Below are 13,300 nucleotides of genomic sequence, written 5' to 3' on the forward strand. Positions count from 1 at the left end.
GCTATTTAGCGAGCTACTGCGTCATCTCAATTCTAACGGCACTAGCGCTTCTGGTAGAACTTCTCCTCGTCCTTATAGATCTGCTTCAAGGTCGGGAGATCGATGTAGGCCATGTGGCCGCAGCCGTAACGGTGGAATTCGATGCGCTGCTTCAAGTCCTCAGGGAGATAGAGGCATGACATATCGTGCACTGTATTCCAATAGGTGGTTGCCGCATCGTAGCGTCCGCCCAAGAAGGAGATCTTCATGGTCGGATTACGCTTCAAAGCGACGGCGATATCAAGCGAGACATTGGGTGTATCCGCCGGATACATCGTGCCCGGCTCCAGGTGCGTCCAGTTCCACTTGGTGCCTACACCCTCATAGTTGCTGCCCAGATAGACTGCCGGGTTCTTATAGCCCAACGTTGAGCGCAAGAAGTTCCTGAAGGCGCTGACCATGTTTGCGTCATTCGCGTCGTCGGCAGCGTCTTCTCCTGCAAACCAATCAGAGCTGTCCTGCGTGGCCAGCGGTGCTGCAGAGGTGAAGCGCATATCGAGACGACCGATGACTTTTCCCTCGTCACGCAAGAGATTCTTGCGGAAGCAGTCGAGCTTGATGCGCAGGTGGTTACGCATAATGAGGTCAGCGGGCAGGCCGATAAAGCCGCTCATTTCGTCTGCGACTCTCTGCTGCTGCTCTTGGCTGATGCGATCACCTTTCAATAGTGCCGGAGCATAGACATCCTCGTTCCAGGCCACTGCCTGATCGAACCACTCATCCTCTTCGACGCTCTGTCCGGCTTTCTTGAAGTAGTGAGCCGTGGCGGCAAAGCTCGGCACCATACCCAGATAGTAAAGGTCCTCCCCTTCGTCTGCCTGAACGAAGTCAAAGATGGAGGAGAGCATCGTGACACCGGTGACCTTCACGCTCGCCTCGCCGAGCTTGCGCATCAGCACGGCGTTTCTGACGGTACCGTAGGACTCACCGAGCAGGTACACCGGGCTCCCCCAGCGGTCGTTCTCTTCAAGCCAGCGCATGATCGCGCGGCAGAAGGCATCCGCGTCCCCATCAACGCCGAAGATCTTCTTCGGGTCTACATCCTCAGCGACCGTCGAGAAGCCGGTTCCCGGCGCATCAAGGAATACCAAATCGGTAAACGGTAGGAAGGAATAGGGATTCTGCTCGAGCGGCGCATAGGCGTCGAGGTGGTGCATCCCGTTGCTCTTGACCTTCAGAGGCCCAAAGCCGCCGAAGTCGACTGGCACCGAGCAGCAGCCCGGGCCACCGTTGTAGGCAAAGGTCACCGGGCGCTGAGGATCCGGCTCCTGACCCTTCAGCCTTACAAAGCTGAGGGCAAACATCTGGCTTAGGGATTGTCCAGCGTTTGAGCGCACATCGAGGTGCCCTGCCCTGGCCTGATACTTAAATTCATTGCCTCCTGCTCTGTAGGCCAAGACCTTGCTCGCGGGCTCCGGGACGCTCAGGCGCTCCGGCGCGGGGTAGCTGATATAGAGCTCGGAAGGCCTCTTTTGGGCCTTCGACTCCGGTGCTGGTTCGTCTGCCATACACGCAACTCCTTTCAAGAATATTAACGTTTTGTATCTGACAGTATAGAGTCTTTAAGATCATTGCAGGTCCTCACGGTTATTTCTCAGTTTTTAAAGCAGCGAAAAGCAGGCGTTTGATGTATCCTCTACAAAACATCCAAATGAGGAACTAAAATGAGATATTTGTGAAAAGGGATTGGGTATAACCTGATCTTTCCTATGTAACGTAAAAATTGAGTTTGGAGTGTAGATGAGTCGTGCAGATCAAACGCTTTCACGTGGTCGCAGGACTAAACGAAGCGCAGGCGCAATCCCACTGAGCATGGGAATGATTCTGGTCACACTCGGTGTGGTCTACGGCGACATCGGTACATCACCGATGTACACGATGAAGGCCATCATCGCCGGCAACGGCGGCTTGGCTACCATCGATGAGGATGTGATCTTAGGAGCGCTCTCCCTCATCATCTGGACCATCACCCTGATCACTACGGTCAAATACGTCCTGATCGCGATGAAGGCAGACAACCACAACGAGGGCGGTATCTTTGCCCTCTACTCGTTGGTGCGAAAATGCGCCAAATGGCTGATCATCCCCGCTATGATCGGCGGCGCCGCGCTGCTCGCAGACGGCATTTTGACCCCAGCTGTGACGATTACGACAGCGATCGAGGGCCTGCGTACCATCGATATCGGCCAAGCACTGATCGGTGACAATCAAAACATCGTGATCGGCATCACGATCGTGATCATGTGCATTTTGTTCTTTATCCAGCGTGCCGGTACCTCGAGCATCGGCAAGGCTTTCGGCCCGATCATGACAGTATGGTTCTTCTTCTTAGGGATCGCCGGCCTGGTCAACATGGGCGGAAACCTCAGCATTCTGCGCGCCCTCGACCCCCTGCGCGCTATTATCTTCCTGTTCTCCGACAAGAACGCAGCCGGCATGATGGTCTTGGGCAACGTCTTTCTGTGCACCACCGGCGCTGAGGCTCTCTACTCCGATATGGGCCACGTCGGCAAGTCCAACATCTATGCCTCTTGGCCGTTCGTGAAGATCTGCCTGATCTTCAACTACCTGGGCCAGGGCGCCTGGGTTCTGGCAAACAAGAACAACGCCGCGCTGCAGGCGATCCCGGACATGAACCCATTCTTTGAGATGCTCGCCGCAAACATGCGTCCGTTCGCTGTAGTCCTTTCAACGCTGGCGGCAATCATCGCCTCCCAGGCTCTGATCACCGGCTCCTTCTCCATTGTCTCTGAGGCAATCCGCCTCGACTTGATGCCGCACATGAAGATCACCTATCCGTCCGAGACCAAAGGCCAGCTCTATATCCCGCTGGTCAATAACCTGATGTGGGTCTGCTGCATCATCGTCGTCCTGCTCTTCAGAACCTCTTCCCACATGGAAGCGGCCTACGGCCTGGCCATCACGCTGACGATGCTGATGACAACGATCCTGCTGCACATCTACCTGTCGAGGATTCAACACCACAAGGTCGGCTCTTGGATTTTCCTCGTCTTTTTCGGCCTGATCGAGACCACCTTCTTCATCTCCAGCCTGACCAAGTTCACACATGGCGGCTACTTCACCGTCCTGCTTGCGGCGCTCATCTTTATGGTCATGTACGTCTGGCGCCGCGGCACCGCAATCGAGCGTACCCAGTCCGTCTATCTGCCCATCAAGGACTACATCGGACAGCTCGCTGAGCTGCGCGACGATAACTCCTACGAGTACGCCGCAGACAACCTGGTATTCTTGACCAACGACTCCTCGCCGGACAAGCTGGACCGCGATATTCTCTACTCCATCCTGGACAAGCGCCCGAAGCGCGCACACGCCTATTGGTTCTTGAACGTGCTCGTCACCGATGAGCCGAAGACCTTGGAGTACTCAGTCAACAACTTCGGTACCGACTTTATCTTCAAGGTGCAGCTGAGGCTTGGCTTCAGAATCAACCAGCGTGTCAACGCCTACATCAGACAGATCGTCGGTGACCTGGTGAACAGCCACGAGCTGGCTCCGCAGGACCACCACTATTCGATCTACCGTAAGCCGAGCTCCGTGGGCGACTTCCACTTCTGCCTGATCCGTAAGTCCCTGACCCCTGAGACCGCGCTTTCCGGTGGCGACTACACAGTCATGAGCATGAAGTATGCGATCCGTCAGCTCTGCGGCTCCGCTGCACGCTGGTACGGCCTTGAGAATTCCAACATCATCTACGAGTTCGTGCCACTTTTCACCCGTGCCAAGGCCACCCCGATGCTGCGCCGCGTCGCTCCGCCTGACACTTCAGATACGATGCCGAAGCCGCACAACAAGGAGAATGCCGAGGACGAAGGCGATATCTTCTCCGACAGTGTAGCGGATACGACCCAGACGATGGCGAAAGTCACCGAGCAGGACCTCATCGGCGGTGACACCGCGTCATTCCGCCCAGTCAATGAGGAAGACCTCGAGGATGAGGGCGAGTCCCAGGGCGACAGCGATACGTCTTCAGAGGACTTTGACTACAACAGCAAGTAGTCCCCAGCCGTTTCAGTAAGCACAATCACCCTTGTGGGACAACTCCCATGAGGGTGATTTAGGCTCAGTCTTAAAACCTGTGTGTGGCTCCATCATGCCGCAGCCCCGGAAGTCTTCGAGTAGCGCCTGTTGGCAATCGAATATCTTGAGGAAGAAGTACTCGTCGTTAGGGTATCCCTAGCCTGCCCTCTTGAGCGTCTCGATCATGCAATTGGTCCCTTCGACCCTGCCGCTGCTGATATGGCGGCGGGCAGGGGCAACGATCCCTCCCCTGTGTCCCTCTGCGAGGCGGGCAACCCTGGCGGAATGCCTGTCTTTCGTGCAGCGGCACGTGTCCACGATCCTCTCCATGGCAGCGCACATGTCCTGCTCCTGCGTGCACGAGTAGGCCTGCACGAGCATCTCATCTACGATGCCGCAGGCGCAGGGCAGCTCGTTTTTTGGATATGAGGTCCTCGTATCGCTTCCTGGCCCCTCCCTTCTACACAATCTCCTCCTTGCCGAAAAGGGCGCTTCCCCTGGAGACGAGCTTGCCCTCAAGGGCGTCGCGCTCTTCTCTGTCCCTGGTGTCCGTGCAAGACATAAGGATGTACTTGGAGTGCTTGAGCGCGCGGGCTTTGCCTGTAAGCTCCTCCTTCGAAAGCCTTGCCTGTCTATCCTTCCTGACCTTACAGATCACCTTCTCGTTGAAGTTCTTCGCGAGGTGGAAGTGCTCGTATACGATGTCTAGGTGCAAGCACCTCTTAAGGAAGGCGCACTCGAAGTCAGCGTTCATGTCACAGGCAACAGGGCAAAGCCGGATGTGCAGATGCCCCGAAGGCACACAGTCGCAGAGTGCTAAGCGAGCTGGGGAGCAAATATGCAACACTTCAGGGAGGCCCACCGAGTCGAAGCTAAAGGTTGCCCTTTCAGGCATCGCCGACAGCTCTCGGGTCGCAACAGACAACCATGCAAGATATAGCGCGCATCCTTTCCTTACTCGGCGTTGTTGAGTACACACCAAGCGTGGTAAAAGAGTCCAGGGACGGTGAGAAGCGGCCTTGTCAATGCGATGCAGCGAAGGCTCAGGCAAGTTCTTGCTTTCCCTTCTACGAGATGGCGGGGCAGTGGCTTGGCCACTGCCCCGCCATCCTGTGGACAAAGCAAGCGAAGTATTCGAAGCAGGACAGCAAGGAGATGCTCTCAAGACAGCTCACAGAAGCCAGCTGTGTGCACACGAGGCGCGCTTGTCGATATGCCCCAGCCTCTCTGGGACTGGTGGAAGGCAAGGGCCGAGGTCAATGATGGTCTTACAGAGAGATTTTTATAGCGATGGATGATTAGATGAATAGGCATGCAATCATCCCTGAAGGACGAATCCTTCAGGGATGATTCTTTGTACCTATGTGATTGGTGGTCGGTTACAGCCGGACAGGGCCGACGCTCAAAATTAGTCTTTCAGAAGCTCCTGGAGCGTCTGAGCAACGCCCAGATCGTCGTTGGTAGCCACTACCTTATCGGCACTTCGCTTAGCCTCACGAACCGCATTGGCGACCGCTACCCCAAGCCCGGCAGCTTTGAGCATGTTCGCATCGTTAAGGCCATCCCCAAAGGCCACGGAGGAGGTTATCGGGATGTTGAGGTACCCACAGAGCCACTTCAATCCGTTGTCTTTGCCGGCATTGCGGTCCATCACCTCAATATCGTGGGGCACCGAACTTGTCCAGATGAGAGTCGGGTCAAGCTCGACTGCCGTGAGAATCGCGTCCCGCTCCTGATCATCGTGGTAGTACATCGTGAGCCGCTCGAGGTTGCCATGCTCCTCCTGCTTCCTCTGCAGAAACTCCGGAATAGAGCGATCAATCACTGTACGGGTCAATTTGGTGATGTAGCGCGTATTGGGTGGCAGGTCAATCTCATCGAGATAGGCAAAGCGATCCTTCTGGGCATAGACCACCCCATCGATAAAGCAGTCGAAGGTGATCCTGAAGCCCTTGAGCATCTCATAGAGCCGAGAGGTCCGTTCAAAGCCCAGAGAACTGCGGTGCAGGGCCTGCCCGTCGGAGATCTTCACTACAGCGGCACCGTTGGAGCACACCGCATAGTGGCAGGCCTCGAGGCCCAGAATATCTTGGGAAATCCCGCTCAAGGCTCTGCCGGAGCAAGGAACAAACTCGATGCCACGCACCCCGAGCGCACGCAGTGCCCGCCTTGTTTCAGGCGCCAGGTGCTTGTCGGTCGTCAACAGTGTGTCATCGAGATCTGAGAAAACAATCTTTACATCCAAATGCGGGGACCTTTCTAACGGTCCTTGATATCGACATATTCGTTATCAGGCATATAGGGGTTGTACGCTGGACGGATGATGCGGTTGGCACCGTAGAGTTCCTCCATACGGTGCGCGGCCCAACCAGCCATACGCGCGATCGCGAAGACCGGGGTGTACATATCCTCCGGAATACCGAGCATCGAGTACACAAAGCCAGTATAGAGGTCGATGTTGGCGCAGATCGGCTTCTTGGTACCCTTGACGTCGCGCATGACCTCAGGGCCAAGCTTTTCGATCTTCTCGATCAGGTTCAGGCGGTCTTCCTGCCCCTTGTCCTTTGCGAGCTTGCGAGCGTAGCGCTTCACAAGCTGTGCGCGGGGGTCAGAGAGCGTATAGACCGCGTGGCCCAACCCGTAGATCAGACCGGAGTGATCAAAGGCCTTGCCCTGGACGATCTGGGTCAGATAGGCAGCGATTTCGTCCTCATTGTCCCAGTCTTTTACGTGGTTCGCGATATCGTCGACCATATAGCCGACCTTGGTGTTGGCGCCACCGTGCCTCGGCCCCTTGAGCGAACCCATAGCCGCCGCATAGGCAGAATAGGCATCGGTGTTGGAGGAGGACAGCACACGGCAAGAGAAGGTGGAGTTGTTGCCGCCGCCGTGCTCCGCGTGCAGCATCAGCATTATGTCGAGCATCATGGCTTCCTCGTGCGTGAAGCCCTCATCGCCGCGCAGGACATCCAGGACAGACTCTGCCATCGAGTAGCCCTCACGGGGAGGCGGCACCAAAAGCTTGGTGTCGTCCTTCTTCGCCTGATAGAGCGCATGCGCGATCGTTGCGATCCGCGGCAGACGCGCCAGCATGGAGATTGCGACATCGACCTCATGGGTCGGAGAGATATCATCCGGCGTCTTATCGAAGGCATAGAGCATGAGTGTCGAGCGGGCCATAATATTCATGATCGAATGGGACTGGGTCTTTGGCGGAAAATGGTAGAAGAAGTCCTCCGGCAGCAACCGCCTCGAATCGATACGGGCGTTGAAGTCATCGAGCTGATCCTGCGTCGGTAGGGCGCCGGCGATCAGCAGGTAGGCAATCTCCTCGTACCCGAACCGATCCTCTTCCTGGGGATGACTCACCAGATCATCAATGTGGTAACCACGGTAAATCAGGTCGCCCTTGTCAGGGACCAGTTTGCCGTTGACTTTGTTGTAGCCGTGCACGTTTGAGATCGTGGTGAGGCCAACCAACACACCGGAGCCGTCCGCGTTTCTCAGACCACGTTTGACATCGTATTTCTCAAAGAGCTCGTTGGGCACCTCGTCGATGGAACAGAATCCGACATAGAGTTGGTCAGAGACGGGCGGGCGCCCAAGCTCAACGGAGGGTATCGGGTATGTATCAGGGGGATACTCTTGAGGAGAGAACTCAAAAGGAACAGTCGCCTTTTTCGGATTTTTTTCCCGCTTTGCATCACCCGGCGTATTCTCGGGCGATGTGCCCTTGTCCTGTTTGTCCTTATCAGGCTTACTCTGTGTCACGATTGACCCCCTTCTGATCATAGACGGTACATGTATCGAAAAACATCTTCGCGCTGGCACGTGATCTGTACCTTGATCTTCTGCGCGAGGTCTGCGAGTTCTGCCTGCAGCGCTTTAAACGATACGTTCATCTCCGCCACATCCACGAGCATCGTCATCGAAAACGTCCCTTGCAGAATGGTCTGCGAGATGTCCAAAATATTGACCTCGTGCTCGGAAAGTATGCCCGTTACCGCGGCAACGATGCCCGGTCGGTCTTCCCCCAGAACCGTGATGATGGCGCGGTTCTCTGTGCCGCTATCTTCCGTATATCCCATATCATTGTGCTTTCTCATGCGAATATCAAACGCCGTACTGAGCAATACTACCGTTCCGACCTAGAGGTCATTCCCTTGTACGGGTCAGTTAACAAGGGTTTAGTCTGAGGGAACGAAAATCTGTACACCCCTGCTCACCAGGTACAGTGCAGATTAGGTACCATTATGCCATAGCCCACTCCAAAATCCGACCATCTATTCGAAGAGCTGCTTTAAGGCACACGATGAAGATTTGTATCAAGCGGGACATTTTCACGATTCCCCCACAATCTGAATGGGATCTGAAGCCCCACTACCGAGGCGTCCCTCGGCGTTTGGGTGCTCACCTCGCCTGCCCACAGCCCCATCCTGAGAGTTATACGGTCGTTATACGGTCAGATGGGGCCTTGGACATCCTTGGTTGGCTGAGGGGGACTGAGGTATCGTGGCTCGCTAGTCATAAGGTTTGTGTATATCAGGTTCATTCCAGAAGGTATTAGATACGGTGTCGGGATCCCAGTATCGTGGTAGGTAAAACAGGGTACACATGTTAGTGTTTCTAAAAACACGCGGAAAGGATCGCGGTATGGAAACCTATAACTTCTTTGATCCCGTCGATGTCCATTTTGGCCCGGGTCAGCTCAAGAATCTGCACACCTTTGACCTTCCCGGCAAGAAGGCGATGATCGTCACCTCCAACGGCAAGTCCACGATCACCAACGGCTCTCTAGCTACCACCAAATCCGAGCTCGATAAGGCCGGCGTTGAGTATGCTGTCTTCAACAAGGTTTCTGCGAACCCGCTGAAGGAGACCGTCGAGGAAGGCGCACAGTTTGCCTGTGACAACAACTGCGACTTTGTGATCGCGCTCGGCGGCGGCTCCGTGATGGATGCAGCCAAGAACATGGCAATGCTCGCGCCACAGGACACCAACGATCTGTGGGACTTCGTCTTCACCGAGCATGGCAAAGGCCAGGTACCGCAGAAGCCGTCTCTGCCGTGGGTCGCCATCACCACCTCCGCGGGCACCGGCTCTGAGGTCGATACCGTAGGCGTTGTCACCAACACCAAGACCGACGAGAAGATCGGTGTCGGTGGCTTCCCCGATATGTGGGCGAAGTTTGCAATCGTCGACCCTGAGCTCATGACCACCGTACCGCCTAAGTTCACCGCCTATCAGGGCTTCGATGCGCTGTTCCACAGCCTTGAGGGCTATATCGCCAACACCCACAACATTATGGGCGACATGGTCGAGCGTGCCGCGATTGAGAACATCGGCCGCTATCTGCCGCGTGCGATCAAAGATGGCAACAATATGGAAGCCAGAGCTGGCATGGCCTTCGCCAACACGATGTCCGGCTACTCCATGGTCGTTTCCTCCTGCACCTCTGAGCACTCGATGGAGCACGCGATGAGCGCCTACCATACGCAGCTCCCCCATGGTGCCGGCCTGATCATGATCTCTGTGGCGTACTTCCAGTACTGGATCAACCGCGGTATCGAGCCTGACCGCTTCGTGGACATGGCAAAGTTCCTGGGTAAGACCGACGCAACCAAGCCTCAGGACTTTATTGTCGCTCTCAAAGACCTCCAGAAGGCCTGTGGCGTTGATAACCTCAAGATGTCCGATTACGGTATCCAGAAGGACGAAGCCAGAAAGTTCGCGAAGAACGCAATGACCGCTATGGGTATGCTCTTCAAGGCAGACCCAGCAGAGATGTCTGAGGACGATTGCACCAAGATCTACAAAGAGGCTTACAAATAAGCGTTGAGTCTCGCTAGACCCTAAGCATTGACGATATGCTTGCCTGATCATACGGTCAGGCAAGCATTTTTGTTAGCTCTATCAGTGTACGGAGAATGTATCCGGTTAGGCTCTTAGAGCGTCTCCTCTTGCTTCATGGTTACCCGCATCAGCGGCTCCCCTGCCTTTACAACGGAGTGTTCCTCATCGAGGATCTCAAAGTCCACCACATTCTCGATCACCTCAACCTCACTCCAGTTGGTCACAACCACAAGGGTCGTATCTTTATAGTCCTAGTCCACATCCAGGGCCTTATCGTCGTCGAAGATCACAAGCGGCTGGCCGGCTTTCACACGCTCCCCTGCCTTCACAGAGTGGGTGGACCCTTTACCTTCTATCTTGACCGTGTCGATCCCCATATGTATTAGGATCTCGGTCCCCTCGTCGGTCGTCGATACCGATCGCACAATTGGTCATCGTTGTGATTTCTACGAGCCCGTCACAGGGGACATAGACAAGCTCCGTGGCCGGTTTCAGTGCAAGGCCCTTACCCGTATAGAGCCCGAAGTCCTCTACGCTCTCTTTCAGGACCGCACCAAAGATCAGGGCGTAGATATAGGAGGGTCTGTAGGGATAGGTGAGGCTCGCCGGCACCGTAGCGCAGTATTTTGGGTGAGCGGTCAAGCAGCTGATGAGATTCATAGGCTGATCCTTATCTCCCGTTTTGTTAGGCCTGCTTTTCAGTATGCTAAATAAGGATTCAGCCGCTCACCTGATCAGACACCTGCACAGAAAGTGCCTTATTTCTTGGTCTTGACATTACTCTTTTTCGGCTTCAGCGTATTGGGGTTGATCGAGATGCCACCTGCAGAAGGTCTGCCAAACCGCGGCCTATAGTTACCGTTCTTCACTCTGCGCTTGAAGGCATTCCAGCGGTGGTTGATCGAGTCCGGGTTGTCCGATCTGAGCGTCATGAGTGGCATCGCTGCCAGGACCGGCAGGAAGTACTCCACCGCACGCCACACGACGTAGCCGGCGGCGACATTTGAATCCCCGAACATCGCACCGAAGAGCACCGCAAAGCCGCCCTCTGCGCCGCCGGTACCGCCCGGAAGTGGGATCGCGGAGGTCAGAAGCTCGAGGATGGAGCCTGCGGTGAGGCAAGTTAAGAGGTCCGCCTCCTGCCCGAAGGCGTGCAGAACGTACCAGGGAAGCGCATAGAGGCAGGAGAGCTGCAGTAGCGTGACCACCATGGTCAGCACCATCTCCCCCACATTGGAGGAGGCGCTCCTAAAACCGGTGGAAAAGCGGCCGACCTGGACCGTGACGATCTCGGTCCAGCGTTCGTCGTGCTCGGGTTTGAGCCACTTGCGTCTGCGCAGGAACCTTAAGATTGCAAGCCCTGCCTTGGTCACCACTTTGGGAAACATGCATACCAGGATCAGCACGGTACACTCGATCACCTTAAAGCCGAAGAGCAGCAGCGCCACCAACCAGGCCGCATCCGCATAGGTGTTCACAAACCACTGCCCGCGGAAGAGCAACATCAGCGCCGCGAAGACGCCTTCGCCCGCCTCATAGATCACAAAGCGGGTATACTGCACCGCGCCTGCGTCGCCCATGGAGAGCCCGGAGCGCATCAAACGGTAGATCTGCGCTGGGGCGCCACCTGCCCCGTTCGGGGTCAAGTTTGAGAAGAAGAGGCCGGTGGCCTCGACGCTCATCAGGTCCCGCACACCCAGCGGGCACTTGGGATCTTTGATAACAGAGATTACATAGGCGAGAACGCCGAAGATGTAGTAAACCACATAGGACATACAGGCCGCGATGACCCAGCTGGTATCAAGCGAGCCCATCGCGTCCACAAAGCTCTGGTATTGGCCTGAGAGGACGAGGTAGATGATGTAGACGATCGCAACGATAGCAAGAAAGACCGCTGAGCGCCTAACTGAGGATATACGCTCGCGATTGCTGTTTTCCGCTTCAGCTTGGGCAGAAAGCTTTTTCTTCTTGTTGGGATTGGTCGCCACGTCACACTCCTCTCAGAAACTTTTCCCCTACACTACCTCTCTATTGTTGCGCAACTTAACGCTGATGCATGTCCCAACGTGCCAGTTCCTTCAAGAATTCGTTGCCGTACCGAGCCGATTCGATATTGCCGGCGCCCGGGATGCCTAAAAACCCACGCTTCGTGTGGACGCTGTCTGCATAACCTGCTGTGCGAGATGCGCCCGGGATGCCTAAAAACCCACGCTTCGTGTGGGGACGCTTCTTCACCATCGCTCTCAAGATCGCATCGGAGAAGACTATGTAGGGTACCACGCCCTGCTTGCGCACCAACCGCATCCTCAGTACCCTGAGCGCCTCAAAGAGTTCCTCGCTGTCACGACCGACTCTTCTTGTGGTTTTCTTCGCACGCGTCTTCGGATTGACACGATGAGCGCGTGCCCGTGGGGTTGCCGCAAGCTTCGGAGCACAAGCAGCGGTGGTTGTTGCCGGTGAGGTCTGCCTGAGGATCCCCGAAATAGGCCAGAATCCGCTCACACAGGCAGAGCGTTGATTCAGTATAGTCGAGCATCGAATCTAAAAGCACGCGGCGATAGCGGAGGGGGTGAAAGTCAGCCGCTGAGACCTCCGGAGCCCGTTTAGTGTGGTCAATCATAAAGTTACAGGAGCTCAAGTCTTTTTCATTCCACAGGAAGATACAGTCGGAGCGTTTCCCATTGCGTCCCGCTCTCCCTGCTCCCTGATAGTAACTCCTCAAGCGAGAGGGGCAATCCGAGGTTGATCACATAGCGGACATCCGACTTATCGATTCCTATCCCAAAGGCGTTTGTGGCCACAATGACCTTCGCCTCATCGTTTCTAAAGGCACGCCGTGCGGCAGCACGGTCCTGCACCGGCATTCCGGCAGGTAGCTCACCGCTGAAGAGCCTGCTTCGATCAGCACCACCCCATCAGTTCTTCTCCGTATCCTCGTATAGATAATTCCGCTCTCCTCCGCATAGGGGGGGCAATACGCCCGGATATAGTTCCCGGCCGCCTCTCGGCTCACTTTCTTCGAGATAAAGATCAGGTTCTCCCGGTCAAAGTCGGTCACCACCCGTTTGGGTCTGTGAGGCCCCAGGAGCTTTACGATGTCCCCCTGCACACCCGTGGGGTCGCCGTGGCGATCAACGCCACGCAGATCGGACGGTACGATAAAGTATCCACAAAGCCTTTATGTGGCGATAAGCGGGGCGGAAGTCCTGCTCCCACTGACTTTACGCAGTGCGCTTCATCCACGGCCACAAGCGGCAGATTCAATTGCTGTGCGAGGCACACAAAGGTCGAATCATTGAACCGTTCCGGCGCGATGTACATGATGTCGTACCTACCGTCCAGGGCCCGCTGCATCACGATGCGCTGCTAG

At 55.8% G+C, this 13,300-nt stretch carries 15 protein-coding genes and 1 pseudogene; 2 read left to right on the forward strand and 14 right to left on the reverse strand.

All coding sequences use genetic code 11. The features are described from left to right. Nucleotides 1-41 precede the first annotated feature (41 nt). Nucleotides 42-1,547, reverse strand: a complete 1,506-nt coding sequence (locus J4859_RS10265) for a S10 family peptidase (RefSeq protein WP_212329608.1) — start codon at nt 1,545-1,547, stop codon at nt 42-44. A gap of 232 nt (nt 1,548-1,779) precedes the next feature. On the opposite strand from J4859_RS10265, the gene J4859_RS10270 reads away from it, so the two are divergent. Then, nucleotides 1,780-4,056 carry a KUP/HAK/KT family potassium transporter gene (locus J4859_RS10270; RefSeq protein ID WP_212329610.1) on the forward strand — a complete coding sequence of 759 codons (2,277 nt, stop codon included), beginning with the start codon at nt 1,780-1,782 and terminating at the stop codon, nt 4,054-4,056. Between the two features lie 177 nt (nt 4,057-4,233). On the opposite strand, the gene J4859_RS10275 is transcribed toward J4859_RS10270, so the two are convergent. The 5 genes from J4859_RS10275 to J4859_RS10295 all read right to left on the reverse strand — a co-directional run bounded on the left by J4859_RS10275 (nt 4,234) and on the right by J4859_RS10295 (nt 8,183). Then, nucleotides 4,234-4,545 carry a transposase gene (locus tag J4859_RS10275; RefSeq protein ID WP_212329612.1) on the reverse strand — a complete coding sequence of 104 codons (312 nt, stop codon included), beginning with the start codon at nt 4,543-4,545 and terminating at the stop codon, nt 4,234-4,236. Then, the gene (locus J4859_RS10280) at nt 4,538-4,831 is read right to left on the reverse strand and encodes a transposase (RefSeq protein ID WP_212329614.1); all 294 of its coding nucleotides are present in this window, start codon (nt 4,829-4,831) and stop codon (nt 4,538-4,540) included. The genes J4859_RS10275 and J4859_RS10280 overlap by 8 nt, the downstream gene beginning before the upstream one ends. Nucleotides 4,832-5,485: 654 nt before the next feature. Next, a complete protein-coding gene (locus J4859_RS10285; RefSeq protein ID WP_212329616.1) occupies nt 5,486-6,322 on the reverse strand; it encodes an HAD-IIB family hydrolase in 837 nt (278 codons plus the stop codon). Between the two features lie 14 nt (nt 6,323-6,336). Then, entirely contained in the window at nt 6,337-7,848 is a 1,512-nt protein-coding gene (locus J4859_RS10290; protein WP_371812033.1) for a citrate synthase, read from the reverse strand. A 17-nt stretch (nt 7,849-7,865) separates the two neighbouring features. Then, on the reverse strand, nt 7,866-8,183 hold the full coding sequence (locus J4859_RS10295) for an ACT domain-containing protein (RefSeq protein ID WP_249113593.1): 318 nt from the start codon (nt 8,181-8,183) through the stop codon (nt 7,866-7,868). Nucleotides 8,184-8,730: 547 nt separating this feature from the next. Between J4859_RS10295 and J4859_RS10300 the strand changes: the two genes are divergently transcribed. After that, entirely contained in the window at nt 8,731-9,909 is a 1,179-nt protein-coding gene (locus J4859_RS10300) for an iron-containing alcohol dehydrogenase (RefSeq protein ID WP_212329621.1), read from the forward strand. Nucleotides 9,910-10,022: 113 nt separating this feature from the next. Here the strand turns inward: J4859_RS10300 and J4859_RS10305 are convergent, their stop codons facing one another. From J4859_RS10305 to J4859_RS10340, 8 genes and pseudogenes are all read right to left on the reverse strand, one after another. Continuing rightward, complete coding sequence (locus J4859_RS10305; RefSeq protein WP_212329623.1) at nt 10,023-10,160, reverse strand: hypothetical protein; 138 nt, start codon at nt 10,158-10,160, stop codon at nt 10,023-10,025. A gap of 21 nt (nt 10,161-10,181) precedes the next feature. Then, nucleotides 10,182-10,307, reverse strand: coding sequence for a PTS glucose transporter subunit IIA (locus J4859_RS10310; RefSeq protein WP_212329625.1), 126 nt, complete (start codon nt 10,305-10,307; stop codon nt 10,182-10,184). Next, the gene (locus J4859_RS10315; protein ID WP_212329626.1) at nt 10,276-10,590 is read right to left on the reverse strand and encodes a hypothetical protein; all 315 of its coding nucleotides are present in this window, start codon (nt 10,588-10,590) and stop codon (nt 10,276-10,278) included. The genes J4859_RS10310 and J4859_RS10315 overlap by 32 nt, the downstream gene beginning before the upstream one ends. A gap of 98 nt (nt 10,591-10,688) precedes the next feature. After that, nucleotides 10,689-11,918 (reverse strand): lysylphosphatidylglycerol synthase transmembrane domain-containing protein, encoded by a 1,230-nt coding sequence (locus J4859_RS10320; protein ID WP_212329627.1) that lies wholly within the window; start codon nt 11,916-11,918, stop codon nt 10,689-10,691. Between the two features lie 55 nt (nt 11,919-11,973). Further along, complete coding sequence (locus tag J4859_RS16285) at nt 11,974-12,432, reverse strand: HRDC domain-containing protein (protein WP_249113594.1); 459 nt, start codon at nt 12,430-12,432, stop codon at nt 11,974-11,976. Further along, nucleotides 12,404-12,550: pseudogene (locus J4859_RS17750) on the reverse strand (hypothetical protein); the annotation flags it as partial. The pseudogene J4859_RS17750 and the gene J4859_RS16285, both read right to left, overlap by 29 nt. Nucleotides 12,551-12,575: 25 nt before the next feature. Continuing rightward, the gene (locus J4859_RS10335; RefSeq protein WP_212329630.1) at nt 12,576-12,794 is read right to left on the reverse strand and encodes a helicase-related protein; all 219 of its coding nucleotides are present in this window, start codon (nt 12,792-12,794) and stop codon (nt 12,576-12,578) included. Nucleotides 12,795-13,020: 226 nt separating this feature from the next. Beyond that, entirely contained in the window at nt 13,021-13,284 is a 264-nt protein-coding gene (locus J4859_RS10340; RefSeq protein WP_212329632.1) for a hypothetical protein, read from the reverse strand. Nucleotides 13,285-13,300 lie beyond the last annotated feature (16 nt).

This window comes from Atopobium sp. oral taxon 416 (assembly GCF_018128285.1).
Lineage (GTDB): Bacteria > Actinomycetota > Coriobacteriia > Coriobacteriales > Atopobiaceae > Olsenella_L.

Excerpts from the sequence above, each read along its gene's own strand:
- J4859_RS10300 (WP_212329621.1), top strand. The coding sequence starts at position 8,731 with ATGGAAACCTATAACTTCTTTGATCCCGTCGATGTCCATTTTGGCCCG.
- J4859_RS10335 (WP_212329630.1), bottom strand. The coding sequence starts at position 12,794 with ATGCCGGTGCAGGACCGTGCTGCCGCACGGCGTGCCTTTAGAAACGAT.
- J4859_RS10270 (WP_212329610.1), top strand. The coding sequence starts at position 1,780 with ATGAGTCGTGCAGATCAAACGCTTTCACGTGGTCGCAGGACTAAACGA.
- J4859_RS10340 (WP_212329632.1), bottom strand. The coding sequence starts at position 13,284 with ATGCAGCGGGCCCTGGACGGTAGGTACGACATCATGTACATCGCGCCG.
- J4859_RS10310 (WP_212329625.1), bottom strand. The coding sequence starts at position 10,307 with ATGGGGATCGACACGGTCAAGATAGAAGGTAAAGGGTCCACCCACTCT.
- J4859_RS10295 (WP_249113593.1), bottom strand. The coding sequence starts at position 8,183 with ATGAGAAAGCACAATGATATGGGATATACGGAAGATAGCGGCACAGAG.
- J4859_RS10265 (WP_212329608.1), bottom strand. The coding sequence starts at position 1,547 with ATGGCAGACGAACCAGCACCGGAGTCGAAGGCCCAAAAGAGGCCTTCC.
- J4859_RS10315 (WP_212329626.1), bottom strand. The coding sequence starts at position 10,590 with ATGAATCTCATCAGCTGCTTGACCGCTCACCCAAAATACTGCGCTACG.
- J4859_RS10280 (WP_212329614.1), bottom strand. The coding sequence starts at position 4,831 with ATGAACGCTGACTTCGAGTGCGCCTTCCTTAAGAGGTGCTTGCACCTA.